This is a genomic window from Microbacterium sp. SLBN-146 (assembly GCF_006715145.1).
Taxonomy (GTDB): domain Bacteria; phylum Actinomycetota; class Actinomycetes; order Actinomycetales; family Microbacteriaceae; genus Microbacterium.
Map to the genome: position 1 here is coordinate 718,549 of NZ_VFMR01000001.1, position 16,317 is coordinate 734,865.

15 protein-coding genes are annotated in these 16,317 nt (G+C 68.5%); 6 read left to right on the forward strand and 9 right to left on the reverse strand.

Going from position 1 to position 16,317, the window contains the following annotated elements; translation table 11 throughout:
* Positions 1-94 precede the first annotated feature (94 nt).
* The gene (locus FBY39_RS02990) at positions 95-619 is read left to right on the forward strand and encodes a ribonuclease H (protein WP_141930179.1); all 525 of its coding nucleotides are present in this window, start codon (positions 95-97) and stop codon (positions 617-619) included.
* A 46-nt stretch (positions 620-665) separates the two neighbouring features.
* On the opposite strand, the gene FBY39_RS02995 is transcribed toward FBY39_RS02990, so the two are convergent.
* The 9 genes from FBY39_RS02995 to rlmN all read right to left on the reverse strand — a co-directional run bounded on the left by FBY39_RS02995 (position 666) and on the right by rlmN (position 10,183).
* Positions 666-1,640 carry a hypothetical protein gene (locus FBY39_RS02995; protein WP_141930180.1) on the reverse strand — a complete coding sequence of 325 codons (975 nt, stop codon included), beginning with the start codon at positions 1,638-1,640 and terminating at the stop codon, positions 666-668.
* A gap of 22 nt (positions 1,641-1,662) precedes the next feature.
* Complete coding sequence (locus FBY39_RS03000) at positions 1,663-2,346, reverse strand: DUF6345 domain-containing protein (RefSeq protein WP_141930181.1); 684 nt, start codon at positions 2,344-2,346, stop codon at positions 1,663-1,665.
* A gap of 91 nt (positions 2,347-2,437) precedes the next feature.
* Positions 2,438-2,911, reverse strand: coding sequence for an NUDIX domain-containing protein (locus FBY39_RS03005; protein WP_141930182.1), 474 nt, complete (start codon positions 2,909-2,911; stop codon positions 2,438-2,440).
* A 31-nt stretch (positions 2,912-2,942) separates the two neighbouring features.
* Positions 2,943-3,497, reverse strand: coding sequence for a TlpA disulfide reductase family protein (locus tag FBY39_RS03010; RefSeq protein ID WP_141930183.1), 555 nt, complete (start codon positions 3,495-3,497; stop codon positions 2,943-2,945).
* Positions 3,494-3,961 (reverse strand): hypothetical protein, encoded by a 468-nt coding sequence (locus FBY39_RS03015; RefSeq protein WP_141930184.1) that lies wholly within the window; start codon positions 3,959-3,961, stop codon positions 3,494-3,496. The genes FBY39_RS03010 and FBY39_RS03015 overlap by 4 nt, the downstream gene beginning before the upstream one ends.
* A gap of 100 nt (positions 3,962-4,061) precedes the next feature.
* A complete protein-coding gene (locus FBY39_RS03025; RefSeq protein WP_222115653.1) occupies positions 4,062-6,719 on the reverse strand; it encodes an Ig-like domain-containing protein in 2,658 nt (885 codons plus the stop codon).
* Between the two features lie 250 nt (positions 6,720-6,969).
* On the reverse strand, positions 6,970-7,815 hold the full coding sequence (locus tag FBY39_RS03030) for a hypothetical protein (protein WP_141930185.1): 846 nt from the start codon (positions 7,813-7,815) through the stop codon (positions 6,970-6,972).
* Between the two features lie 48 nt (positions 7,816-7,863).
* Positions 7,864-8,877, reverse strand: coding sequence for an aldo/keto reductase family protein (locus FBY39_RS03035; protein WP_141930186.1), 1,014 nt, complete (start codon positions 8,875-8,877; stop codon positions 7,864-7,866).
* A 61-nt stretch (positions 8,878-8,938) separates the two neighbouring features.
* Entirely contained in the window at positions 8,939-10,183 is a 1,245-nt protein-coding gene (rlmN, locus tag FBY39_RS03040; protein WP_141930187.1) for a 23S rRNA (adenine(2503)-C(2))-methyltransferase RlmN, read from the reverse strand.
* A gap of 61 nt (positions 10,184-10,244) precedes the next feature.
* Between rlmN and FBY39_RS03045 the strand changes: the two genes are divergently transcribed.
* From FBY39_RS03045 to FBY39_RS03065, 5 genes are all read left to right on the forward strand, one after another.
* A complete protein-coding gene (locus tag FBY39_RS03045) occupies positions 10,245-11,144 on the forward strand; it encodes a PRD domain-containing protein (RefSeq protein ID WP_141930188.1) in 900 nt (299 codons plus the stop codon).
* Positions 11,145-11,331: 187 nt separating this feature from the next.
* Complete coding sequence (locus FBY39_RS03050) at positions 11,332-13,188, forward strand: beta-glucoside-specific PTS transporter subunit IIABC (RefSeq protein ID WP_141930189.1); 1,857 nt, start codon at positions 11,332-11,334, stop codon at positions 13,186-13,188.
* A gap of 63 nt (positions 13,189-13,251) precedes the next feature.
* Entirely contained in the window at positions 13,252-14,673 is a 1,422-nt protein-coding gene (locus FBY39_RS03055) for a glycoside hydrolase family 1 protein (RefSeq protein WP_141930190.1), read from the forward strand.
* Between the two features lie 53 nt (positions 14,674-14,726).
* A complete protein-coding gene (locus FBY39_RS03060; protein WP_141930191.1) occupies positions 14,727-15,593 on the forward strand; it encodes a Cof-type HAD-IIB family hydrolase in 867 nt (288 codons plus the stop codon).
* 77 nt (positions 15,594-15,670) lie between these two features.
* Positions 15,671-16,315, forward strand: coding sequence for a LysE family translocator (locus FBY39_RS03065; protein WP_141930192.1), 645 nt, complete (start codon positions 15,671-15,673; stop codon positions 16,313-16,315).
* Positions 16,316-16,317 lie beyond the last annotated feature (2 nt).

The following is a 16,317-nucleotide window of genomic DNA, read 5'->3' on the forward strand; positions in this document are numbered from 1 at the left end:
ATACATAAGCCGCACTCGTGTCGACCCTGCCGCCTTGAGCGCGGCCCTAGGTATACATAGAGCGAATCGCCGACCGGCCGGTAACCTTGCCCGAGTGACCGACCGCTACATCGTTGCCACCGACGGCGCCTGCAAGGGCAATCCCGGACCCACGGGCTGGGCGTGGGTCGGCGAGGACGGGCACTGGGCCGCGGGGTCGATCCCCGAAGGCACCAACAACATCGGCGAGCTCATGGGGCTGCTGAAGGCCATCGAGGATCACACCGACGTCGAGCACCTCGTCGTGCAGGCCGACTCGCGCTACGCGATCGACACCTACGAGAAATGGATGGACGGACACCGCCGCCGCGGCTGGAAGACGTCGACCGGCGCGCCGACGAAGAACGTCGACCTGCTCGAGCAGCTCATCGTGGCGCGTGACGCGCGACGCGCGACGGGGCTTCCCGATGTCGTCCTGGAGCACGTCCGCGGCCACTCCGGCCACGTCCTCAACGCGTGGGCGGACGAGCGCGCGGTGCGCGCGTCGGAGCATGCCGCCAAGGGGATCGCGAGCGCGTGGTCGTCGCTCGGGGCACAGGATCGGATCGACGTGTCGTCCGCCCCCAAGAACGGGCGCTGACGGGCCGACTCGCGACCCGCCAACGCCCGTGTCGAGGCATCCGGCGTCAGGCGGCGTCCTTCCGCGACGGACGGGCGCGGGGTGCGAGCATCCCCGGTCCGCTCTCGACGAACGGAGCGAACCCCCGCGCCGCGGCATCCTTCTCGTCATGGAGTGGGAGGTAGCGCGCGAAGTGGATCTCGTCGAGCCCGTCGAGGTCGCCCCGGACGACGCCCTCGATCGCGAGCACCGGCATCGAGTGGTGCTGGACGAGATGCGCGGGGGCGGCGAGCAGCCCGAAAGCGGCACCCGTCACGACGATCCGCGCGGCGCCCGGCTGCACGCCACGGCTGATCCACTCCTCCGCGAGAAGCGGCCCGAAGGATGCCTCGACGGGCGACGTCCGCAGTTCGCCGACCTCGCGGAGAGGCCGGTGGACGTGGAAGAAGCGCGCGAGCTCGGCCGTCCGGTCGCTCGGGTCGAAGTGCAGGTTGGTCTTGGCGCCTGCCCCGAGCAGCGGAACACCCTCGACGTCGTAGGACAGCGCGACCGTCGCACGACCGGGGCCGGCGTCGATCTCCTGTCCCTTCTCGTCGAGGAGCCCCCACCGCTCGAGGACCACTCGCGGGTCGCCGTGACCGCGCTCGATGCCGGCCTTCGCGAGGATCCGCAGACCCTGCGTCGTGAGGCTCTTGGCGGCATCGGCACCGAGCACGAAGTCGAGCCCGTCACGACCGTCGATCTTCTCGACGTCGGGCCAGTGCCGGCGCTCGTCCTCATAGCGGCCGAGGCGCTCCGTGTGGCGTCCGCGGATCGCCCCACTCGCGGAGAAGACCTCGATCTGGCCGTCTTCCGCGGCGGCCAGGATGCCGTGCGGGACGGCGACGCTCGTGCGGATGCGGATGCCGAGCGCGTCCGCGAAGGCGTCGACCTTCTCGCGAGCGTCGCGCAGGCAGGGATACTCGAGCACCGCGACAGGCGCCGTGTCGGGGATCTTGGGCAGGTCGACCTCGAAGGCGAGGTCGTCGAAGGAAAGCGGCATGATGTGCTCCGTTCTCTCGCGCTCAGCAGGTGCCGCGCGCGGTCCAGTAGGTGCGGCCGGTGACGGGATCGCTCGGCTCCGATGCCCGCAGCCGCTCGTTGTACGTCGGGACGCCGGGTGACGTGGCGCGCAGATAGGCCCACTGCGCCTGGCTCCCCTCGACGATCTCGTTCGCCTCGGCCCAGGCCTCGCGGACGGGGACGTCGATCCGGACAATCCAGCTGAGGGACCAGTAGTAGAAGTACGCCGCGTAGCGCGCGAACCACACGCCGCGGTCGTTCTGCCCTCCCCCGGACCAGGAGTTGGTGTGGAATCCGAACATGTAGTGGAGCCGCTCGAAGGCGGGGATCCAGCGCCCCACGGGATTGCCCGACGTGTGCTCGAGCAGCTTGCACGCGTGCGTCGCGAAGATCTCGAGATCGTTCCGACCGAAGTCGACGGCGTCACCTGTCGTGACCGATCCGCCCCAGACGCTGAATCCGTTCGGACTTCCGTGCGACGACATCTGGAGCGCGTCGACCTGATCGGAGCGGAGCGTGGAGCCCGACGTCGGCACGAAGTCCGACGTGACGACGTTGGCGTCGCCGCGATTGACGGTCCAGTCGAATTCGGAGAGGGACCCGAGCGTCGAGGCGAAACCCTCCGCTTCGAGACGCCTCCCGTCGATGCCGTCTTTGATCCACCAGGATCCGATGGCTTTTGCCATGATCTTCCCCTTACCGCGCCACATCGGCGCATTCGGGGGAGAAGAGCGAAGGCTGCGGCCGCCTGATACGGGTGCGACGGGCGCCGCGTGATCAGCTCACGGCGTCGAGGCGGGTCTGGAGCGCGTCGATCGCGGCACGCTGACCTTTCACGAGGCGGTCGCGCGCGACATCCGGCGTGACCCACTCCACGCGGTCGACCTCGGGGAACGACTGCGTGCGTCCTGACCGCGGGGGCCACTCCATCTCGAACTCGCCGAACACGAGCCCGTCGAGCGCGAATCCCGCCGCGTCGGCGATGAACACCGTGACGCGCTTCCCCGACGAGTACGCGAACGTCCCGAGCTCGGCGTAGGGGCCGTCGGGCGCCCGGATCCCGAGCTCCTCTCGGAACTCCCGCCGCGCGGCATCCAGCGCGCTCTCGTCGGCGGGGTCGAACTCGCCTTTCGGGATCGACCAGGCCGCCGCGTCCTTCGACGCCCAGAACGGCCCGCCCATGTGCGCGATGAGCACTTCGGTCCGCGGCTGCAGCCGATAGAGCAGGATGCCGGCACTCGTCGCGACCATGTCGTGAGCCTAAGCCCGACGGCGTCGGTCGTCAGCCGAGGAGACCGTCGAGTTCCGTGTCGAGCTGCTCCTGCGATGCGCCGCCCGGCCACATGCGGACGATCCCCCCGCCCGCGTCGATGACGGCGGTCACGGGAGGCTCGGCGACGGCGTAGCGCTGGAAGATGCTCCCGTCGGGGTCGATCACGACGGGGACACCGGAGGCGTTGTCGCGGAGGAACGCCTGCAGATCGTCGGGGTCGTCCGAGTCGGAGCCGACGAAGACGACCTGCACGTCGTCGCCGTAGCGTTCCGCCGTCTCGACGACGAGGCGCGACTGCTCCTCGCACTGCGTGCACCAGCTCGCCATGAACTGCACGAGCGAGACGCGACCCGTGAAGAGCTCCTCCGACGCGACGACCGTGCCGTCCGTCAGCGCCGCCGTGAACTTCGGTGCGGGAACGGACTCCGACACGACGGCGTCGGAAGCGCCCGCGCCGTCGGAGAGCGCATCGGGGAGAGCATCGGCTCCGCCGAGCGTTCCCGTGCAGCCCGTGAGAAGGAGCCCGAGAGCGGCGGTGAGGGCGATCGTCGACAGGCGTTTCATCGGGTTCCTCCGGGGGCTGCCTCGGGAATGAGGATCGTGGGGATGCCGTCGGCATCGGGCGAGTACGTGAACGCGCCGTGGGCGCGCTCCCCCACGACGACGTCGTAGGGTCCGCCGGCGGGGAGCCCTCCGGCATCCACCGTGAAGACGCAGTAGGTCGGAACGCGCGGAGTCGCCTCGAAGTCGATGTCGGTCGCCTCGACGGCGGCCCCCGGCTCGAGCGTCCGGCGCAGCACCTCGTCGCCGGCGGCATCCGTCAGGACGACCTCGACGCCGGCGTGGATGTGGCGATAGGGTCCCGTGCCGGCGCAGTCGTCGCCGACGCTCCGCAGCGACCCGTCTCCGACGGCGATCTGGAGGGGATCGGACGGTTCTCCCGCGGCCGCGCAGCCTGCGAGGAGGAGGACGGACATCGCGATGGCGGCAGCGGCGGCGCGCGCCCTCGCGGTCGTTGTGCGGGACATCCGAGCGCTTTCCTCTCCGGTGCGGGGTCGCACCTGCGGGCTGTGGGCACCGACGCGGATAGGCCGCACCCGAGGGATGCGGCCTATCCGGTCCGTGCGGCTACTGGAGCGTGAACTCCAGCGTCGTCGTATTGCCGGCGACGTCGTACACGACAAGGGTATTGGCCCCTGCCACGCCTCCGAACGTGCCCGGCTTGACGAAGTTGACGTCGGACCACGCGTTGTTGCTGAGATCCTTGACGACCCCGTTCAGCGTGACCTTGTCGATCTTGCCCGCGTCGTAGAGCTTGAAGCTCACGAGCGAGTAGACCCCGTCGGCACCGGCCGTCTCATTCGGCCCCGTCTTGATCGTCACCGTCGGCTTCGTTCCGTCGATCGTGAAATCGAAGGTCTTCGTCGCCGAGATGTTGCCCGCGATGTCCTGCGAGTTGTAGCGCAGCGTGTACGCGCCATCGGGGAGCGTCACGTTGGCCGTGTGCGTCGCCGACGTGGCGCCGTTCGCGGCGGTCTGCGTGCTCTTGACGAGCGTGCTGCCCTTGTAGACGTTCGCGACGATGCGGGCGAGACCCGTGTCGTCGGTCGAGTCGACCTGGACCGCGAGCGTCGAGAACGGACCCACCGCGGTCGGCGAGACGAGGGTCGTCTCAGGACGCTTCGTGTCCAGGACGCACTCGACCGTCGAGGTCGCTGCCGCGTTGTTCTCCGACGTGGCAGTCACGGTGATGCGGGCGCCGTTGTCGCCCGTCCCCTCGCGGTAGGCGTACACAGGAACCTGGATCGTCTCGCCGGCTGCCGCTGTCACGATGGCGCTCGGCGTGTGAACGGCCCATCCTTCGCCCGCGACCGAGGTCGAGAGGCGGTAGATGTCGCTGTTCGCCGAGGCGTCCTCCACCGCGGTACCGGTGTTGGTGAGCGGAACCGTGCAGCTGGCGATCTGACCGCTCTTGATGGCTTCCGCCTCAGCGGTGATCGTCGGCTCGGCGAGGCTCACGCCACGCGTCTGCGGACCGGGGTTGCCGATCGAGCGGACCGCGACGTCGTACTCGAGCAGGCCCGTGTCGTCACGGCGCATCTCTTCGATGTAGAAGTGCACACCGTTGAGCTCGTCGACGTACTCGTACTCCGAACCCGAGTCGACACCCGCGTGGAACAGCGCGTCGTTGAGCTGGCGCTGGTCACCGCGCGTGATCGGGATGGGCGTGCCGTCGCCGCGGATGTAGTCGAGCGTGTCGATGTCCTGCGGGTTGGCGTCGATCGTCCAGATGAACGGGTTCGAGTCGCGCACCTTCGTCTTGGCGATCATGACACCGTGGTCGGGCTGGAACGAGTCCGTGCCCATGCGGTCGATCACTTCGAGCGTGTAGTGGTTGAAGTTGCCGCCGTCGCAGTCCCACTGCGCGCGCCGCGTGCAGGTGCCCGTCGACTTGTCGCCGCCGCTGAGCTCGAGGTTGATGCCCGTGAGGCGCCCGTCCTTCATGACCGCACGGCTCAGGAGGTTCGCCGAGACGGAGCCCTTCGCGGCGAGGTCGGCCGTCGAGAGCTGCAGCACGTTGTCCTCGCCGATGACGCCGAGGTTGAGGCGGTTGCGGAGCGCGATGCCCGCGGGTCCCGAGCCACCCTGCACGGAGGGGATGTTCCACCGCGTGTGGGTTCCGCCGGGGCCGTTGAACGAACCACGCGCGAGGATGTCGAAGGGTCCCGACGTGTCGCGCAGCGGACCGCCGTCAGCGGCATCCGTGCCATACGGGTTTCCGTAGTTGTCGGAGATCTCGAGGATGTGCGCGAACTCGTGCGCGAACGTTCCCATTCCGGACGACTCGGCCTGCGTCGAGTTGCCCGCGCGGGTCGACGTGGGGAAGTTGGCGTTGGGCCAGTGGTTGATCGCGGCCTTCCACGACGTCCACGGGATGTAGCGCGTCTTGGCCCAGTTCGCCATCGGCTGGCCGTTCTGGTCGAGGGCGACGCCCTCGGCGTTCCGCGGCGGACCGAAGGCGTCCGGCACGTCCTGCGGCGTGGCGAACATCATCTGCCCGAACTCTTCCCACGTGGCCGACTCGTCGTGACCGGCGGTGATGTAGAAGACCTGGTCGAACTCGGTCAGCGGGTCGGCGATGCCGAGGTCGGTCGACCACAGACGGTTCGCGTCGGTGCGGATGACCTTGTTGCAGCTGTCGCCCTGGGGGCAGAACGCCGCGTTGGGGCGGTTGAAGCTGTCGTTCAGGCCGTACTCGTGGATCTTGCCGGGCAGCTGATAGGGGCCGAAGGCCTCCATCTGGACGCTGATGCGGCCACCCGTCTGCTCCATCCAGTACTGGTTCAACGTCATGCCGTTGTTGAGGTCGCTGGGGGTGTTGAGCAGGTCGAGGTAGTGCTGGGGAACCTCGGCGCGCTCGATCGGGTCGAAGCCCGCCGTGGGGTTCTTGAAGGGGTGCGACTCGGGCGCCTGCGTCACGACGAAGGGCTGGTCGGTGAAGTCGAGGAGGACGATGGCGCCGTTGAAGGTGCGGTCGGTCCCCTCGGAGTCGTTCGCCCAGTCGGTCCCGGGGACCGGAACGTAGTCCTCGGGCACCATGTCGTCCATGTTGACCCAGTTCTGCTCGTCCACCGGCTGGAGGACGGACGGGTCGATGACGGGATCACCGGGGGCGGCGGTCGCCTGACCGGCGACGGCGCCGGTCAGCACGACGCTGAGGCTCGCCGCAGCTGCGAGGCCGGCGCGCCACCTGGGGGAGCGCGTGCGGCGTGACGTGTGTGTCAAGGGGCTTCTCCTGTTCTCGGGGATTCGCGCCACGCCGTCCGGGAGAACGGCAACGAGCACACACGGCGCGAGGGAGGGATCTTGTTTTGTACCATGTCACAACTCACCGCCGGAGGCGACCCCGAAAAGTGGTCAGTACTGTTCAGGATTCCTGAACGTTCCGCTCAGCTCCCCCGCGAGGGCGCCGCCAATTCGCGGCGCGATGCGGTCGGGGCATCCTCGGCCCCCACTCGCGTGCGTTACACAGTCGTTACGGCTGCGCCCGATTGCGTCGGCGTACCAGGACGATCGTGACGACACCCGCCGCCACGACGACGGCGCCCACGATGACCCACACCCAGACGGCTGGGAACCCGCCGTCCTCCCCCGCGTCCGCCGCGCTCGTCGCGCTCGTCGCGCTCGGGGACGGAGTCGCCGTCGACGTCGACGTCGCGCTCGGCTGAGCGCTGTCGGTCACCGTGACGGTGACGACGGCGTACACCGTCTCACCGTCGCCGACCGCGACCGTGAAGATGCCCGTCTCGGTCGAGGCGAAGGTCACGCTCGCCTCGCCACCGCTGACGTCGGCGGCGACCGACGTCGATGTTCCATCGCTTCCCGTGAGGGATCCTCCCGGCGTCGCGTCGAGACCGAATCGGGCCGTCGTCAGCTCGCCGAGTCCCGTCGCCGTGATGGTCGACTCCTCACCGACGGCGACCGCCTCGGGGTTCGCGACGAGCGTCGTCTGCGTCGTCGGAGGGGCCGGCGACGTCACGACGATGTTCGTGATCGCGAGCACCGCCTCGCCGTCGACCACCTCGATCGTGAACGTTCCGCCCTGACTCGCCGAGAACGTCGTCGTCGCGGTCCCGTCGGTGACCGGCACTTCGGCGGACGTACCGCCGCCGGCCAGAGCCCCTCCGGGGGCGCCTGTGACATCGAAACGGATGCTGTCGATGCCGCCGAAGCCCGTCGCGGTGATCGTCGACGAGCCCCCGACCGCGATGGTCTCAGGGCTCGCCGTCACATCGACGAGCGGTGAGGCTGCGGCGGGTGCGGCGAACGCTGCGACGGCGGCCAGCGCCGCGATCATCCCCGCGATGAGTCGGACACGCATGTCGTGCTCCCTTCCCGGGGCGCGATCATCCCGGCGCTGGCCACTCTGTCAGACCAGACGGCCCTTCGGCGACACCGTGTACGTGTCGTCGGCATCGTCGTACACTGCCCCGGCGAGCGCGCCGTCGATCGCGGAGAGGGTGTCCGCGTCGAGCGTCACGCCCGATGCCTTGACCGTGTCCGCGAGCTGTTCGGGACGCGATGCCCCCACGAGCGCGGCGGCGACGTTCGGGTTCTGGAGGACCCACGCGATCGCGAGCTGCGGCATCGTGAGGCCCGCCTCGGCGGCGATGGGCTTGAGCCGCTGGACGGCCTCGAGCACCTCGTCGCGGAGGAAGCTCTTGATGAAGTTCGCGCCGCTCTTCTCGTCGGTCGCCCGCGACCCGTCGGGCACCGGCTGACCGGGCAGGTACTTCCCCGACAGAACGCCCTGGGCCATCGGCGACCAGACGATCTGCGAGATCCCGAGCTCCTCCGACGCGGGCACGACCTTGCCCTCGATGACGCGCCACAGCATCGAGTACTGGGGCTGGTTGGAGATCAGCTGGATGCCGAGATCCTTCGCCAGCGCGTGACCGTCGCGCAGCTGCTCGGCCGTCCACTCGGAGACGCCGATGTAGAGAGCCTTCCCTTGGCGGACGACGTCGGCGAACGCCTGGAACGTCTCCTCGAGCGGCGTCTCGTGGTCGAAGCGGTGGGCCTGGTACAGGTCGACGTAGTCCGTGCCCAAGCGCGTGAGCGACCCGTTGATCGAGTCCATGATGTGCTTGCGGCTGAGCCCCGTGTCGTTGGGTCCGCCGGGACCGGTGGGGAAGTACACCTTCGTGAAGATCTCGAGCGACTCGCGTCGCCGCCCCTCGAGCGCCTTTCCGAGGACCGACTCGGCGAGCGTGTTCGCGTAGACGTCGGCGGTGTCGAACGTCGTGATCCCCGCGTCGAGGGCGGCGTGGACCGTCGCGATCGCGGCGGAGTCATCGACCTGCGATCCGTGCGTCACCCAGTTTCCGTAGGTGATCTCCGAGATCTTGAAGCCGCTGTTACCGAGGTAGCGATAGTTGACCATCGTCCTACGCTAGCCGCGGTTCGGGATGCCGCGGGTCGACGCTCGTCGCCGCCGCGGGCGGTCAGTCCTCCAGTGGCGTCGCCGCGGCGACCGCGACGTCGTCCTCCGTCGCGACGAGCTGGCCGCACGCCCCGTCGATCTCCTTGCCACGGGTGTCGCGGAGCGTCGTGGGCACGCCCTTGGCCTCGAGGCGACGCACGAACTCGTTCTGCGCAGCGCGGGTCGAGGCCGTCCAGATGGAGCCAGGGGTCGGATTGAGGGGGATGGGGTTGACGTGCACCCAGCCACGGCCGCGCTCGTTGAGCTTGTCGCCGAGCAGATCTGCGCGCCAGGCGTGGTCGTTCATGTCCTTGATCAGGGCGTATTCGATCGAGACGCGGCGTCCGGTCTTGTCGAAGTACTCGCGGGCGGCGTCGAGCGCTTCGTCGACTTTCCACCGCGAGTTGACGGGGATCAGCTCGTCGCGGAGCTCGTCGTCGGGGGCGTGGAGCGACAGCGCGAACGTGACGGGGATGTCCTCGTTCGAGAGCTTGCGGATCGCCGGCACGAGCCCGACCGTCGAGACCGTGATGCCGCGGGCGCTCATTCCGAGGCCGCGCGTCTTGTCGGTCATGACGCGGACGGCCTGCATGACGCGGGCGTAGTTGGCGAGAGGTTCGCCCATTCCCATGAAGACGATGTTCGACACTCGCTCGGCGGAGTGGTCGTCGCTCTTCTTGCCGCCGAGCGCACCCTCGGCGATGACGCGGTTCGCGCGCACGATCTGCTCGATGATCTCGGCAGCCGACATGTTGCGCGTGAGACCCGCCTGTCCCGTCGCGCAGAAGGGGCAGTTCATGCCGCATCCGGCCTGCGACGAGACGCACAGCGTGATGCGCCCGGGGTATCGCATGAGCACCGACTCGACGAGCGCACCGTCGTGGAGCTTCCAGAGGAACTTGATCGTGTCGCCGCGGTCGGTCTCGAGGCGGCGGACCTCGGTCAGCAGCGGCGGGAGCATCCCGTGCACGAACTCCTCGCGACCCTCCGCGGGGAGGTCGGTCATGTCGGCGGGGTCGTGGGTCCAGTGCGTGAAGTAGTGCTTCTCGAGCTGCTTCGCACGGAAGCCGGGCAGACCCAGTTCCTTCACCTTCTCGACGCGCTGCTCGGGCGTCAGATCGGCGAGGTGCACGGGGGGCTTCCCGCGCTTGGGGGAGGCGAACTGCAGGAGCGGCCGGCCCTCGGCATCCTTCTTCTGCGACCACCCCTCGGTCGCCGGGCGCACTTGACGCGGTTTCGTGGCGCGCACGGGAGTGGACTCGATCATGCTGACCAGGGTACCGACCCACCCTGCGCGCGGGCCGGGTGCAGGTTCTAGACTGCCGTCCATGGCCGCTTCTCCAGGCGCCGCGCGAGGCGGCACGGTGGTCCACCGGGTCCTCAACAACAACGTGGTCGTGTCGATCGACGACTCGGGGCGCGAGCGGATCCTGATGGGCCGCGGTCTCGGGTTCCAGCTCAAGCCGACCGACACGATCGATCCCGACCGCGTCGAGAAGACGTTCATCCTCGACGATGGCGCCGAGGGTGAGCGTGAGCGGCAACTGCTCACCGATGTTCCCTACGCCGTCGTCGAGGCCGTGACGAGGGCCGTCGACGAGGCCGAGCGCATGCTCGCGCGAGACCTCGGTCGCCGCGTGAGCATCGGCGTTCTCGACCACGTGCAATACCTGCTCGAACGGCTCGACAAGGGCCTGCGCATCCCCTCGACGTCGATGCCCGAACTGCGCGTGCTGCACCCGCAGGAGTTCGCCGCCGCTCAGCACATGACCGCCTCCATCGGGGCTTCGCTGGGACGGGAGCTTCCCCCCGAAGAGGCCGTCTTCCTGACCATGCACGTGCTCAATGCGACCCGCGACGAGCCGAACGGCACGGCCGCGCTGCTCTTCCGCCGCGTGCAGCACGTCGTCGCGACGGTCGAGCGCTCGATCGGCGTCCGCCTCGACGTCGACAGCCCCGACTACGCGCGCTTCATCCTGCACGTCCAGTTCCTCTTGCAGCGCCTCGTGACCCGCTCGATGCTGCACAGCTCGGACACGTCCTTCTACGAATTCGCGAGGCACTCCTACCCGCGTTCGCACGCGATCGCGGAGGAGGTCAAGGCCTACGTCCGCGAAGCGACGGGGTCGGAGCTGACGGACGAGGAGCTGCTTTATCTCGTCGTCCACGTCGAACGGCTCGCTTCGCAGATTCCTCCTGGCGCAGCCGCGGATACCGTGCTACCGTGATCGCCGCAGGGTCCCGACCCTGCCGAAGTCTCTGGATTGTTACCGCGATTGCGGGCAAAACCTGAACTCACATCGTCGAAAGACGGTGAACGAGTTCAGGTTTTTTTGTTGCCCGGATACCGGTGGCAGACCGACTTCGACCCCACCAGGCGGCCGCAGGGAAGCGGCGAAAGGAAGGCGGATCACGATGGCGGATTACGCGAAAACCGCTCAAGGCGTCCTCGCGGGCGTCGGCGGCGAAGAGAACGTGCAGTCGCTCGTGCACTGCGCGACGAGGCTGCGGTTCGTCCTGAAGGACGAGTCGAAAGCGGATGCCGCGGCGCTGCGCGCGACCCCGGGCGTCATCACGACGACACAGGCGGGCGGTCAGTACCAGGTCGTCATCGGCAACGACGTCCCCGAGGTGTACAGCGCGATCGGCCGGATCTCGTCGTTCGGCGGATCCGGTGAATCGACTCCCGCCGAGGATGCCCCGAAGGGCAACCTCTTCAACCGGTTCATCAAGATGATCGCCGCCGTCTTCACGCCGCTCCTCTGGGCGCTCGCGGGAACCGGTCTGCTCAAGGCGTTCCTCGCCGCGGCGGCGACCTTCGGCTGGATCGACACCGCGACCACGACCTACGTCGTCCTCAACGCGCTGTCGGACGCCTTCATCAACTTCCTCCCGCTCGCACTCGCGATCACGGCCGCGCGGTACTTCAAGGCATCCGAGTTCACGTCCTTCGCGATCGCAGGGGCGCTCGTCTACCCGACCATCACGGGGCTCGTCGGCGCCCCCGACCTGACCTTCTTCGGCATCCCGTTCACCATGGTCAGCTACGTTTCCAGCGTCATCCCGATCATCATCATCGTGTGGCTGCAGAGCTACGCCGAGAAGTTCCTCTACGCCGTGCTGCCGGGCGCGATCCGGCGCTTCGTGACGCCCATGATCGTCGTGCTCATCGGCGTCCCCCTCGTCTTCGTCGTCGTGGGCCCCATCTCGGCCATCCTCAGCGGATGGGTCGGAACAGGGGTCGGCTGGGTCTTCGAGACCGTGCCGTGGCTCGGCGGCGCCATCATGGGCGGCCTGTGGCAGGTCTTCGTCATCTTCGGCCTGCACTGGGGTCTCGTGCCGGTCTTCAACCTCGAGTACCAGACCACGGGACAGATCCTCCTCATCGCGCCCGTCTTCGCCGCCGTGCTCGCGCAGGCCGCCGCCGTCGCCGGCGTGTGGGTGCGCACACGGAACAAGGATCTGCGCTCCCTCGCCGCCCCCGCCACCCTGTCCGGGTTCCTCGCGGGGATCACGGAACCGGCGATCTACGGCATCAACCTCCCGCTCAAGCGGCCCTTCGCCTTCGGCATCGTCGGCGGTGTCGTCGGCGGGGCGATCATGGCGATGGGCGGCATCTTCTCGACGGCGTTCGTCGTCCCCTCGGGACTCGCACTGCCCGCGCTCCTCGGGAACGGCAACATGATCATGCTCGCCGTCGGACTGGCCGCCTCGATCGTGATCCCGTTCCTCCTCGTGGTGCTCGTCGGCTTCAAGGATCCCGCCCAGAACGCCACCGCCCCGGCGCAGGCGAGCGACATCGACGTGCGGAGCCCGCTCGACGGCACGGTCGTGCCGCTCAGCGAGGTCGGCGATGCCGCCTTCGCCGACGGCTCGCTCGGCGACGGCGTCGCCATCCGCCCACGCTCCGGAGCCGTGTACGCACCCTTCGACGCGACGGTCGTCGCCGCGTTCCCCACGGGCCACGCGATCGGTCTGCGCAGCGGCGAGGGGGTCGAGCTGCTGATCCACATCGGGATCGACACCGTCCGGCTGGGCGGGACGCACTTCGATCTCAAGGTGACATCGGGCCAGACGGTCCGAGCGGGCGACCTTCTCGTCGAGTTCGACGGCGATGCGATCGAACGGGCGGGCTACGACCTGACGACGCCCGTCGTCGTGACGAACCCCGACCAGTTCCCCGAGGTCGGCAGCGCGGCATCGGGCCCCATCGCCCACGGCGAGTCCCTGTTCTTCGCCCGTGCCATCGAAGCCGCCCCCGTCGCGCAGTGAATGACCCGGGTGGGGTGCGACCAGGTCCACCCCACCCGGACCTCCAGAAGAGAGACGAACACCATGAACACAACCCCCACGACCCCCTTCCCCGACCGCTTCCTGTGGGGTGGCGCGACCGCCGCCAACCAGATCGAAGGTGCGTATGACGCGGGCGGCAAGGGCCTCTCGGTGCAGGACGTGATGCCGCGCGGCATCTCGGGGCCCCGCACTCCTGCCCCCACGCCCGACAACCTCAAGCTCGAAGCGATCGACTTCTACCACCGCTACGCCGAGGACATCGCGCTCTTCGCCGAGATGGGCTTCACGGTCTATCGCTTCTCGATCGCGTGGAGCAGGATCTTCCCGCGCGGCGACGAAGACGAGCCCAACGAAGAAGGACTCGCGTTCTACGACCGCATCCTCGACGAACTCGAGAAGCACGGCATCGAGCCGCTCGTGACGATCTCGCACTACGAGACTCCCCTCCACCTCGCCGAGACCTACGACGGCTGGGTCAGCCGCGACCTCATCGGCTTCTACGAGCGCTACGTCCGCGTGCTGTTCACCCGCTACGGCGCTCGCGTGAAGTACTGGCTCACGTTCAACGAGATCAACTCGCTCCTGCATGCCCCCTTCATGTCGGGCGGCATCAACACACCGAAGGAGCAGCTCGCCGAGCAGGACCTCTACCAGGCGATGCACCACGAGCTCGTTGCATCCGGCCTCGCGACGAAGATCGCTCGCGACCTCGCACCGAACGCGCAGATCGGCTGCATGGTGCTCTCGATGCCGATCTACCCGCTCACCCCGTCGCCCGCGGACGCGCTCGCCGTCATGGAGGCGGATCACGCGAACCTCGTCTACGGCGACGTGCACACGCGGGGTGTCTATCCGGGCTACTTCCTGCGGACGCTCCGTGAGAAGGGCATCAAGCTGCAGATCACGGATGAGGATCGCGAAGTGCTCAGCCACACGGTGGACTTCGTGTCCTTCAGCTACTACATGTCGATCGCCGAGACGGCGTCGCCCGAGCGCTCCGGCGGCGAGGGCAACATCATGGGCGGCGTTCCCAATCCCACGCTGGAAACGAGCGAATGGGGATGGGCGATCGATCCCACGGGTCTGCGGCTCGTCCTCAATCAGTTCTGGGACCGCTGGCAGAAGCCGCTGTTCATCGTCGAGAACGGTCTCGGCGCGAAGGATGAGCTCGTCGAGGTGGATGGCGTCAAGACGGTCGTCGACGACTACCGCATCGCCTACCTCAACGATCACCTCGTGCAGGTCGGGGAAGCGATCCTCGACGGCGTCGAGGTGCTCGGCTACACGTCGTGGGGCTGCATCGACATCGTGAGCGCCTCCACCGCGCAGCTCAGCAAGAGGTACGGCTTCATCTACGTCGACCGCAACGACGACGGAAGCGGAACCCTCGCGCGCTACAAGAAGAAGTCGTTCGACTGGTACGCCGAGGTGATCCGAACCAACGGAGCGAACCTGACCGCCTGACCGGAGACGACTCGGCCCGGGGTGCGCGGCATCCCGGGCCTGCGGAGCATCCCATGACACACCCCCGTATCGTCTTCCTCGACGTCGACGGAACGCTCATCGATCATCGGCAGCACCTCGCCCCGTCGGCCGTCGCCGCCGTGCGGGAGGCGCGTGCCGCGGGACACCTCGTGTACCTGGCGACGGGGCGTTCCCGCGCCGAGATTCCGGCCGCCGTCGCCGCCGTCGGCTTCGACGGCGTCGTGTCTGCCGGCGGAGGATTCATCGAACGCGGCGAAGAGCTGCTCGCGGCTCGGACGATGCCCGACGCATCCGTCGTCGGCATCGTGGAGTTCTTCCAGCGCCACGGGATCGAATACACGCTGCAGGCCTACGAGTCGGCCTATCCGAGCCCTGGGCTGCTCGCACGCCTGGCACCGCTGTTCGCCGAGAGCGACGACCGTCGCGAGCGCGGCGAGCGGCTCGCCGACACGATGGCCTATCGCGGGCCGGCGCCGATGACCGGCATCGCGAAGGCGACGTTCTTCGGAACCGACCCCGGCACGTTCGCGACCGTGCGCGACGGGCTCGGCGACCACTTCCACGTCATCACGGGGACGATCCCGTATCTCGGCGAGGCGGGTGGCGAAGTGAGCCTGGTCGGCATGAACAAGGGCACCGCGATCACGTGGCTCGTCGAGGTCCTCGGGCTCGACATCGCCGACTCCATCGCGATCGGCGACAGCGTCAACGACCTCGAGATGCTCGAGGTCGCGGGTCTCGGGATCGCGATGGGCGACGCACCCGCGCACGTGATCTCGCGGGCCGATGACGTCACGACGTCATGCGAGGAGGACGGCGTCTGGAATGCCCTCGTCCGGCATGGGCTCATCGATCACGGTTCGTCGATCCCGGTTCTCGGTCCCGCCGCGAGGAGCTGAGCGACGCACTACTGTTCAGGTGATGCCGCGACGATCCCGTAGCTGCGGCGCGGATCGCCCGAGAGGACGTCGACGACGTGGTGCCCCCCGACAACCTGCTCGCGTTCACGCTCGCGGCGCTCGTGCTGATCGCGATTCCCGGCCCGGCCGTCCTGTTCTCGGTCGGGCGCACGCTCGCGCTCGGTCGCGTGGGAGGGTTTCTGAGCGTCGCGGGGGTCACGCTCGCCCTCATCCCCATCGTGGGTCTCGTCGCCCTCGGCGTCGGCGGCATCGTGGCGCGATCGGTTCCCCTGTTCACGGCGCTCAAGATCGTCGGCGCCCTGTATCTCGTGTACCTCGGCGTCCAGGCGATCCGGCACCGGAAGCGCGCCGCCTCGGCCGCGATCGATCCGGCCGCCCTTCCCCGATCGCACGGGCGCCAGCTCTGGCAGGGGTTCGTCGTCGGCATCACCAACCCGAAGACCATCGCGTTCTTCGTCGCGGTCCTTCCGCAGTTCGTCGACCTGAGCGCCGGCGCCGTCGCCTTCCAGATGCTCGAGCTCGGCGTCGTCTTCGCCGTCATCGCGCTCCTCTGCGATTCGGTGTGGGTCATCGCTGCCGCGGCGGCGCGGACCTGGTTCGCGCGGTCACCGCGACGCATCGAGGCGCTGACCGCCACCGGCGGCGGCATGATGATCGGGCTGGGCGGACTTCTCGCGGTCACCGGGGGCGCGAAGGCCTGACG